The 2,495-nt window shown below is 60.5% G+C and carries 2 protein-coding genes; both read right to left on the bottom strand.

All coding sequences use genetic code 11. The features are described 5' to 3' along the window. Positions 1 to 418 precede the first annotated feature (418 nt). Positions 419 to 1,234, bottom strand: a complete 816-nt coding sequence (istB, locus tag ACP5E6_RS18245) for an IS21-like element helper ATPase IstB (RefSeq protein WP_427956728.1) — start codon at positions 1,232 to 1,234, stop codon at positions 419 to 421. Next, positions 1,231 to 2,495, bottom strand: a 1,265-nt coding sequence (locus ACP5E6_RS18240; protein ID WP_427956725.1) for a Mu transposase domain-containing protein, incomplete at its 5' end; no start/stop codon positions are given. The genes ACP5E6_RS18240 and istB, both read right to left, overlap by 4 nt.

Below are 2,495 nucleotides of genomic sequence, written 5' to 3'. Positions count from 1 at the left end.
TTTCCTGGTACCGCGACTTTGCGTCATTTAACTTGAGACACGGGGAGGGCGGGTGTCTCACGATAACAGTTAATGGTGAGACAGACTGTGATCGATACCTACGCTCAGATCGCCTACAATTCGTCAGGAAATGTCTGAACCCGCCTCGCCGGCTTGCCATCAGGCGTCGGTCACATCCTCCGTCTGTTCCGGTTCGAGCGCCATTAAGTGGCTCCAACATTGCAGTAAACTTTGTCTCACGTTTAATGTAGTTGAGTAAGCCTGAGTCTCACGTCAGGTGGAGGCATGTGGCGCGACAAACAGGGTGAGAAAAACCGTCAACCAGCGTGAGAAAAAACTGACCGCGATGTGACGCAGGATATCGTGTTGTGGTTTGGTTGCAAGGGCGATTATCAACTTGATTGTCGCGGCGCGGCAATCAGGAAGATGCTTTGGGGGATTGACGGGTGGTGGGTCCGCCTGGGGCTTTTTTTCGTTCGATTGCGGTGCGGCGCCGGTAGCTTTCGACGTTCATTTCGAGGATGGTGGCGTGGTGAACGAGGCGGTCGACGGCGGCTAAAGTCATAGCTTGGTCGGGAAAAATCTTGTTCCACTCACCGAATGCCTGATTGGCGGTGATCAGGATCGAGCGATGTTCGTATCGCCGGCTGATCAGCTCGAACAGGACCGAGGTCTCGGCTTGGTCCTTGGTGACGTAGGAGATGTCATCGAGGATGATCAGGTGGTAACGGTCGAGCTTGGTGATCGCCGTTTCGAGGGTGAGTTCCTGCCGCGCGATTTGCAGGCGTTGGACGAGATCCGTGGTGCGGGTGAACAGGACACGGTATCCGACCTCTATCAGTGCGCGCCCGATGGCTGCCGCGAGGTGACTTTTGCCCACGCCGGCCGGACCAAAAACGAGGCAGTTGGCGCCGGTTTCGATCCAGGCGTTACCTGTCGCGAGAGCGGTGATATGGGCCTTGCTGATGACGGGCACGGCATTGAAGTCGAAATTATCGAGGGATTTGCCGATCGGCAGACGGGCATCGAGCAAATGACGTTCGATGCGGCGCCGTTCGCGATCGGCGACTTCATGCTCGGCCAGAGCGGAGAGGAAGCGAGCTGCCGGCCAGCCGTTTTTGTCCGATTGCACGGCGATATCAGGCCAGAGGTATTTGATGGTCGGCAGGCGAAGTTCGCCGAGCAGAAAGGCGAGCCGCGCGGCGTCAGCGGCGGGATTAGGATTGGGGTTCATGCGAGATCTCCGTAGTTAATGGTGCCTAATTGGTCGTACAGCCCGAGCGACACAGCCTCGATCGTGACCTTCGGCAAACTGGCGCAGACGGGATGGAAGCGTTCGCGCAGGAGATCGAGACTGGGGAGACGGCCGGCGTCGAGTTCGGTCTCGAGCACACGGGCGAGCTCGGCTTCGCAGGCGCAATCATGGGCGAGACCGAGCAGTTCGACGGTGATTTTGCAGGCGATCTTATCGGATCGCCGCTCGGTCAGCGCCTGGTAGGCGCGGGCATAGGCTGGGTGCGGGAACAATTGGTCGCGATAGATCAGATTGCGCAGGGCACCTGGTTTGCGGCGCAGTGCCTGGATCACGTGACGATAATCGATGACGTGATTATGCTTGCCGTTGGCCTGGTCGGCGCGAGCGCGGACCAGAGTGAGCACGCGACTGCCGCCGAGAAAGCATTCGAGCCGATCATCGTAGAGCCGCACGCGCAGCTGCTGCCCGATCATCCGGGCGGGCACGGTGTAGAAGACCTTTCGGATCACGAAACCGCAGAAGGAGGTCACCCGCACCAGGGTCTCCTCGTAGTCGACCGTGCGGTCTTCAGGCAGCGGCCTGAGGGTGGCGCGTTCGAAGCTGATTGCCTTGTTCCGTCTGGCATTGTGGCGGGCGAAGTGCTCGTCGATGAACCGGCGGTAGGCGTTCAGGTCTTCGAAGGCACGGCTGCCGCGGAGCAGCAGGGCGTCCGCGATGGTTTTCTTGGTGTGGCCGTGGGAGCTTTCGATCGTGCCGTTCTCATGGGCGACGCCAGTGTTGTTGCGGGTCGGCGTCATGTCGAAATGCGCGCAGAGGCCAGCGTAGCGCGTGGTCAGATCCTCGATCGCGTCGCGGTCGAGATTGCGGAAGGCGGCCGAAAGACTGTCGGTGCGGTGCTGCAACGGCACGCCACCGAGGGCGAACAGCGCGTTCTGCAAACCGACGGCGAGGGCGGAATAGCTTTCCCCGCCGAGGATCACGTGGCCATGCTCGAAGCCTGAATTGGCCATCCGGAAATGGTAGAGGATATGATCCAGCTCCACGCCGGCGACGACGACACCGAGATCCGCGAGATCGGTGAAATCCGACAGCCCCTGTTCGCCGGGAGGATGGGTCTGGCGGAACATGACCTCCTGATCCGGCCCGTGCAGGCCGCGCCAGAGCTTGATCCGCCGCTCCAACGTACGCCGGACCCCAGGATTGAGTTCCGGATGCCGCCGGGCCAGCTCCTCCAGCACCG

Source organism: Acidiphilium sp., assembly GCF_049977125.1.
Taxonomy (GTDB): Bacteria; Pseudomonadota; Alphaproteobacteria; order Acetobacterales; family Acetobacteraceae; genus Acidiphilium.
The sequence above is the reverse complement of the archived record's forward strand: the minus strand, read 5'-3'. Positions and strand labels throughout refer to the sequence as shown.

What these genes read in the sequence shown, in the direction of transcription:
- istB (WP_427956728.1), bottom strand. Translation starts at nt 1,234, where the DNA reads ATGAACCCCAATCCTAATCCCGCCGCTGACGCCGCGCGGCTCGCCTTT.